This window comes from Streptomyces durocortorensis, assembly GCF_016901035.1.
Classification (GTDB): Bacteria; Actinomycetota; Actinomycetes; order Streptomycetales; family Streptomycetaceae; genus Streptomyces; species Streptomyces durocortorensis.
Window position 1 is genome coordinate 1 of the sequence record NZ_JAFEUF010000314.1, and the last position, 6697, is coordinate 6697.

4 protein-coding genes and 1 pseudogene are annotated in these 6697 nt (G+C 73.1%); 4 read left to right on the plus strand and 1 reads right to left on the minus strand.

What is annotated here, in order from left to right:
- The coding region (locus tag JS521_RS32415; RefSeq protein ID WP_205086474.1) for a glycosyltransferase family 2 protein at window positions 1–2476 on the minus strand (2476 nt) is incomplete at its 3' end.
- A gap of 176 nt (window positions 2477–2652) precedes the next feature.
- Here JS521_RS32415 and JS521_RS32420 point away from each other — a divergent pair.
- From JS521_RS32420 to JS521_RS32430, 4 genes and pseudogenes are all read left to right on the plus strand, one after another.
- Window positions 2653–3792, plus strand: coding sequence for a CDP-glycerol glycerophosphotransferase family protein (locus JS521_RS32420; protein ID WP_205086476.1), 1140 nt, complete (start codon window positions 2653–2655; stop codon window positions 3790–3792).
- 325 nt (window positions 3793–4117) lie between these two features.
- Window positions 4118–4201 (plus strand): annotated as a pseudogene (locus tag JS521_RS37600) (methyltransferase domain-containing protein); the annotation flags it as partial.
- A gap of 315 nt (window positions 4202–4516) precedes the next feature.
- Window positions 4517–5317 (plus strand): TylF/MycF/NovP-related O-methyltransferase, encoded by an 801-nt coding sequence (locus JS521_RS37055; protein ID WP_372448637.1) that lies wholly within the window; start codon window positions 4517–4519, stop codon window positions 5315–5317.
- Between the two features lie 223 nt (window positions 5318–5540).
- Window positions 5541–6697, plus strand: a 1157-nt coding sequence (locus JS521_RS32430; RefSeq protein ID WP_239488147.1) for a glycosyltransferase family 2 protein, incomplete at its 3' end; no start/stop codon positions are given.

The following is a 6697-nucleotide window of genomic DNA, read 5'->3' on the forward strand; positions in this document are numbered from 1 at the left end:
GGGCGGGGGGCGTGTGCCGGTCGGGGTGGTGCGCGGCGCGCAGAAGCCGCCTGCCGTACGCGCTCCGCTCGGCGGCAGGGAGGTCGGGCCCCGCGACCACGGACAGCCGGTCGCCGTGCCGCCGCTCCAGGCGCACCGCGTTCTCGCCGACGCCATCGCAGGGCAGCCGCGCGGCGGCGGAGCCGAGGACGTGCACGGGGCGGTCGTCCAGGCGGACCTCCCAGCGGCCTTCCGGGAGCGGCGGGGAGATCAGCGCGGAGAAGCGGAGGGTGGGGGCGCCACCCGCAGTATCCGGAGTGCCCGCAGTACCCGTTGTGCCCGGAACGCTGTCCGCCTCCCCCGCGTCGATCGCCTCGACCGGGGCCACCTCGGCCTCCGCGACCGGTACCACCTCGTGCAGCGTCTCGTGGCGCAGGACGAGGCGGCCGCCGGGCGCGTTCGTCGTCCCCGGAGCCGGCGGGGTGTACGTCCCCGAGATGCGCAGGCCGCCCTCCGGGGTGTGCTCCACCCGGTCCGCGTACGGCGGCCCCGCCAGGTCCAGCATCAGGTCGCCCGCCGGGTCCGCGCATGCGGGCGGCGGCAGGTTCGGGGCGGCGGGCAGCGGGGCCCGGGTGCCGTCGGCCAGCAGCAGGCGGGCCCGCCACCGCGTCCCGCCCGGGGCCTCGACCTCGCGGGGGGTCCGGAGCGGGGGCGGCGGTACGGCGGCGAGTTCGGCGAGCGGCACCCGTACGGTGAACGCGGCCCCGTCCGGCCCGGTCGTGCGACCGCCACCGGATCCCGCCTCGTACTCCACCCGGCAGGAACGCTCCGCGCCCGCCTCGTCGCCCTCGCGGGTCAGCAGCAGTGCCGTGGGCCTCGGCCCGTCCAACACTCGGCCGCTGATCTCCAGCGGGGCCCCCTCCGTCCCGGCGGTCCGGTGGGAGTCCGCCCGGGCCCGCAGTCGTGACACCGTCAGCCGGAGTCGGCCGCTCCGGTAGTCGAGCACCGCCCGCCGCCCGTCGCCCAGGTCGTGCACCAGAGGCTGGTCCGCGCCCGCGTCCGGCGCGCGCACCGCGACCCGCCGGACCGTCCCGCGCGCGGCGACCACCAGGCCGACCAGCCAGCCGCCGCCTTCCGCCGTCGTGGGCAGACCGTCCGGGTCGAGGACCATCTCGAACCCCGCGTGGTCGTAATCGTGCAGCTCCTGGCCGGAGTTCACCGTCGCCTCGGGGGCGACCACCGAACGCACCGGCACCGGCCGCACCGCTCGCCCGCGCTCCGCCCGGACCATGCCCAGCGTCAGCCGCTGACGCGCCGACCCGGCCGGGAGGTTGCGCAGATACGCGTACCCGCGTAGCCGCAGCTTCCCGTCCGCGCCCCAGCGCGCCTCCAGGAGCCGCGCGACCGCCGGGATGTCCGTGCGCGCGAGCCGGGCGCTCGCGCCGCGCACGCCGGGGTACACCGCCCGCCGTCGCCCCGGAAGACCCTCGACGGCGAACGTGCCCGTCCCGTTGGCCCGTTCGAAGGCGAGGACCTCCAGCAGGTCCGCCAGGCGTCGCTCCCGTACCAGCTGCCACTTGATGCGCAGCTCCACCGGCAGTCCCTCCAGCACTTCTGCCCCCGCCCGGTCGACGAAGGCCCCCGCGCCTTCCAGGAACGCCGCCCGGTACGCCTCACCGCCCATCGGCAGGCCGTCCAGGAAGTACCCGAAGTCGTCGCGGAGGCAGGACGCGTCGTACGCCCGCCGCTGCGCCGCGTCCCGGCCGGCCAGGAACGCGCTGACCTGCTCGCATGCGGCGATCCGGTCCCGTACGCCCGTGACGTCCGTGCGGCGCCGGGTGATCGAGCCCTCCCGCACCCGCCAGTGGTAGACGTGCTCGGCGAGGACGTCGACCGAGCCCGCGAGGTAGTGCGCGGGGATCATCACCGGGGTGTCCTCGTACAGCCTGCCCTCGGGGAACGCGAAGCGGTGCGCGTCCCAGAAGGAGCGGCGGAACACCTTGTTCCACGCCACCCGGTCGGCCAGCAGGCGCGGATCCCGGGTGATGTGGGTACGGGGGCGGGCGGCGGTCAGCCAGCGGTACTGCCAGGCCTGCTGCCGCCCCCGACCGGTCAGCCGCCACACGTTGCCGGTCACCAGATCGGAACCGGTCGACTCCAGCGAGGCCGTCATCCGCTCGTACGCGTCGTGCACGACGACGTCGTCGCTGTCGGCGAACGCCAGGTACGGGACGGTGGGGGTGGTGTGCCGGACGCCGGTGTTGCGGGCGGCGCTCAGGCCCGCGTTCGGCTGCCGCACCAGCCGGAAACGCTCGTCCCGGGCGGCGAACTCCGCCGCGATCTTGGCGCTGCCGTCCGTCGAGCCGTCGTCGACCATGACCACCTCGATGGCTTCGAGGGTCTGCTCCGCCACCGACCGCAGACAGTCCTCCAGGTAGGCCTCGACGTTGTGGACGGGGACGACGACGCTGAGGAGGGGCGGCAGTGGTGGCTTCATGTCCTGGTCAACAGAGGGCGGGTCCGGGGGTCACCGGCGCTGACCCGAACGGGTGAACGCGGGCCGCCGGCCTCCCGGACCCGCCACTACGCTCGGCTGCCATGCCCACCAGGCCCACCCTCAGGTCCCCCCGAGCTTCCGCAGCTTCCGTGAAGCGGTTCGTCCGCCGCCAGGCCATGCGGGCCGTCTACCGCGCCGACCTGCGCCGCCCGCTCGACCCGAACCTCGCCGTCTACGGGGCGTACTGGAACCGGGGTGTCGCCTGCAATCCCGCCGCGATCCACGCCAAGGCCCGCGAACTGGCCCCGCACATCCGGGGCGTGTGGGTCGTCTCGTCCCGGCACCGCGACCGGATGCCGGCCGGTGTGCCGTACGTCATCGAGGGCTCGCGCCCCTACTGGCGGGCCATGGCCACCGCCGGCTACCTGGTCAACAACTCCAGCTTTCCCGGCGGTTTCACCAAACGGCCCGGTCAGCGCTATCTCCAGACCCACCACGGAACGCCTCTCAAGACCATGGGGCTCGACCAGCGCGCGTACCCCGCCCTCGCCCGGAAGACCGACTTCGGCAAGATCCTCGCCCACGTCGGCCAGTGGGACTTCAGTCTCTCCGCCAACCCGCACAGCACGGAGGTCTGGGACCGCGTCTACCCGGCCCCGGAGGGTGCGTCCTACGAACGGCTCGACCTCGGGTATCCGCGTAACGACGTGTACTTCACCGCCACTGCCGAGGACATCGCGAAGATCCGTGCCGAACTGGGCATCGCCGAGGGGCAGATCGCCCTGCTCCACGCCCCGACCCACCGCGACTACCGCGACGGCTTCGTCCCCGATCTCGACGCGGAGCGGCTGGCGCGTCAACTGGGTTCCGATTACGTGCTGTTGGTGCGCGCCCACTATTTCTACGGGCGGTCCGCCGGTGGCCGTGCGACGGGTGCCGGGCGGGTCATCGACGTCACCGGGCACCCCCGGGTCGAGGAACTGTGCCTGGCCGCCGACGCGTTGATCGCCGACTACTCCTCCCTGCTCTTCGACTACGCCTGCCTGGACCGCCCGATCGTCGTCCACGCCCCCGACTGGGACGCCTACCGGGCCGCGCGCGGCACCTACTTCGACCTGCTCTCCGGGCGGCCCGGCGACACCCCCGGACCCGTCACCACCACCCCGGACGAGCTGGCGGACGTGTTCCGGACGGGGCGGTGGCGCTCCCCGGAGGCGGCCGCCCTGCGCACCGCGTTCCGGGAACGGTTCTGCCCGTACGACGACGGGCACGCGGCTGAACGCGTCGTACGGCGGTTCTTCGACGGCGCGGAATGAACCGCGGTGCGCCACCCGAATGGGTCACATCGGCCGCGCCGCGCCGACTCCTCAGCCCCGCACGGTCGTTGTGCCCGACAGCTCGCTCACCCCGCCATGTTGGGAGACGTCCATGCACCGGTCCGCCTACGAGCAGATGGAACTCTGCATCCAGGAGTACCTGCCCGTCCAGGGGCCCGCGTCCGGCAACGGCGCCTACCGCGTCGTCGACCTGGGGTCGCGGATCTCCGGCAAGCAGACCCGTACCCACCGGGCGCTGCTCGCCGGGCACCCCATCGACTACTTCGGGGTCGATGTGCAGGACGGTCCCAACGTCGACGCGGTGATGACGAAGCCGTACCGCATCCCCGCCCGCTCCAACAGCGCCGATGTCGTGCTGTCCGGGCAGGCGTTCGAGCACATCCCGTTCTTCTGGGCCTCGATGCTGGAGATCGCCCGGATCCTGAAGCCGGGCGGGCACGCGTTCATCACCGCCCCCTCGCGCGGCCATGTCCACGACGCGCAGGACTGCTGGCGCTACTACCCCGACGGGTTTCGCGCGCTCGCGGCCCACTCCCGGCTCGAACTGGTCGAGGCCTACACCGACTTCCCGCCGCACAAGGGCATCTGGCACGACTACCGGGCCATCGACAGGAAGGCCGCCTACTGGGGTGACTCCGTCGGCGTCTTCCGCAAGCCGCAGCGCTACCCCCGGCTGACCATGTTCGCCGTAAGGGAGTTGGCGGTGTGGTGGGCGAACCGGGTCGGCGGGGTGGACGGCGTCCCGCTGCCCCGGCCGGTGGACGGCCGCGACCGGTGCGGCAGGCCCGAGCCCGCAGCCGTACCGGAGCAGTCCTCCGAGCCCGCCCCCGCGTTCCCGGCGGACTACGACGACGAGGCGAAGGACATCATCCGCGCGGTCAAGCCGTACTCGATGACCTCGCCGGAGCGGCTCAACGCCTTCATCCTCGCCACCCGGTACATCGCCCGGCACGACATCCCCGGGGACATCGTCGAGTGCGGTGTCTGGCGCGGCGGTTCCATGCAGGCCTGCGCCCGGACCCTGCTGTCCGCCGGGGAGACCGAGCGCGACCTGTACCTCTTCGACACGTACGAGGGCATGACCCCGCCCACCGCCGAGGACCTGCGGCGCGACGGCCGGCCGGCCCAGGAACTGCTGGACGCCCAGGGCAAGGACCGGCCGATCTGGGCGGTCGCGTCCCTGGAGGACGTCAAGGCCGGCTTCGAGAACGTGCCCTACCCGAAGGAGCGCGTGCACTACGTGCAGGGCCGGGTCGAGGACACCGTTCCCGGGAAGGCCCCCGAGCAGATCTCGATCCTCCGCCTCGACACCGACTGGTACGCCTCCACGAAGCACGAACTGGAGCACCTGTACGACCGGTTGGTCCCGGGCGGGGTTCTCCTCATCGACGACTACGGGTACTGGCAGGGTTCGCGGCAGGCGGTCGACGAGTTCCTGGAGAAGACCGGTGAGCGGCTGCTCCTGCTCCGCATGGACGAGGGCCGGATCGCCGTCAAGCCCTGATCCGCGTCCTTCACGGCAACGCCGAGCACCGAGCCCCGTGCCCTTCCGGTACGGGGCTCGAACGCGCTCCCGGCACGCCCCCGCGCGCGTGACTCCGCCCCTCCGGTCACCCGAACGGACCCCCTCGGGTGACCGGTGACCACGGCGCGTGTTGTACCCCATGGCCCCCGGCGGGCCCTCCACGGCCCCGAAGCCCCAGTCCCCGAAAGGATCGTGCGCAGCGATGGCACCCCGTCTCACCGTCGTCGTCCCCCTCTACAACGTCGAGGAGTACCTCGGTGCCTGCCTGTCCTCGCTCGCCGAGCAGACCATGCCGGACCTGGAGGTCGTCCTCGTCGACGACGGCTCCACGGACGACGGACCGGCGCTTGCACAGGAGTTCGCGGACCGAGACCCGCGCTTCCGGCTGCTCCGGCAGGAGAACGCCGGGCTCGGCGCGGCCCGCAACGCCGGGGTCCGCGCGGCCCGTCCAGACGCGGAATTCCTGACGTTCGTCGACAGCGACGACGTCGTCCCCCCCGGGGCGTACGCCCGGATGCTGGCCGAACTCGACGCCTCCGGCTCCGACTTCGCCACCGGGAACGTGCTCCGGCTGCGGGCGAACGGGGATCTCGAACAGTCCCCGATGTTCCGCAAACCCATGGAGAAGGCCCGCCGGGCCACCCACGTCACCCGCGACTGGATCCTGCTCGGCGACCGCATCGCCTGCAACAAGGTCTTCCGGCGCACCTTCTGGGACGAGCACGCCTTCGCCTTCCCGGCCGGCGTCCTGTACGAGGACATCGCCGTCGCCCTCCCCGCCCACTTCCTGGCCCGCTCGGTCGACGTCGTCGAGGAGGCCGTCTACCACTGGCGGGACCGCGACGGCTCGATCACCACCCGGCGGGCCGTGCCCCGGGGCATCCGCGACCGGGTCACCGCCGTGACCACCGTCAGCACCTTCCTCGCCGAGCGGGCATCCGAAGAAGGGACGACCGAAGGGGGAGGGGCCGCCGAGGCCAAGCGCCGCTACGACGCCCACGCGCTCTCCGGCGACCTGTGGCTGTTCATCGAGGCCCTGCCGGACGGCGACGCCGAGTTCCACGAAGCCTTCCTGGAGCACGCGGGCGCGTTCGCCGCCACCGTCGAACCCGACGTCCTCGCCTCACTGCCCCTGCACCTGCGGGTCAAGTGGCAGCTCATCCGCGAACGCCGGCTCCCCGAACTCCTCGCACTCCTCGCCGACGAGAAGAAGGACCGGGACACCTTCCACGTCGCCGGACTGCTCCGACCCCGCGCCCACCACCCCGCCGGCCCGGGGCCCCGCCCCAGGACTCCAGCAGCCGGAACGCGGCGACCTCGACGGCGAACAGGCCGGCCTGCGCCCATGCGGTCCGGTCC